Source organism: Dietzia sp. Cai40 (assembly GCF_014145165.1).
Lineage (GTDB): Bacteria > Actinomycetota > Actinomycetes > Mycobacteriales > Mycobacteriaceae > Dietzia > Dietzia natronolimnaea.
This window is the reverse complement of record NZ_JAALEB010000112.1, coordinates 1-402: the sequence shown is the minus strand read 5'-3', so window position 1 is coordinate 402 and position 402 is coordinate 1. Positions and strand designations below refer to the sequence as shown.

The 402-nt window shown below is 75.6% G+C and carries 1 protein-coding gene; it reads right to left on the bottom strand.

Translation table 11 applies throughout. From position 1 onward, the window contains the following. Nucleotides 1-371, bottom strand: a 371-nt coding sequence (locus G6022_RS05255; RefSeq protein ID WP_347238151.1) for a L,D-transpeptidase, incomplete at its 3' end; no start/stop codon positions are given. Nucleotides 372-402: the final 31 nt, after the last annotated feature.

Genomic DNA, 402 nt, shown 5'->3' with positions numbered 1-402 from the left:
CCGTTGTGGGTGGGGTAGGCGTCCCGCCCCGCCGAGGCCCGCATCGTCCGGACGACCTGGCCGTTGCGGGTGACGGTGACCAGGTGGGTGGCGTCGTCGTAGGTCGAGACGACGGCGTCGCCGGTGCGGAAGACGTTCTCCCGCCCGCCTGCCCACACGGTGACCGAGGTGCCCGCGGGCCAGAACTCGTGCGGCCGCCAGCGCAGTTCCGAATCGCCGACCCAGTAGAACCTGCCCTGGACGGCCGGCGCCGTGCGGATCCCCACGGAGGCCTCCGCCCGGGCGCGGTCGGCGACGGGGCGGTCGAAGCGGATCATGACGGGCTGCGCCACGCCCACCGTCTCGTCGCGGGTGGGGTAGACCGACGCCACCGGCTCCACGGCGGGGCGCGGCGGAGCCGGC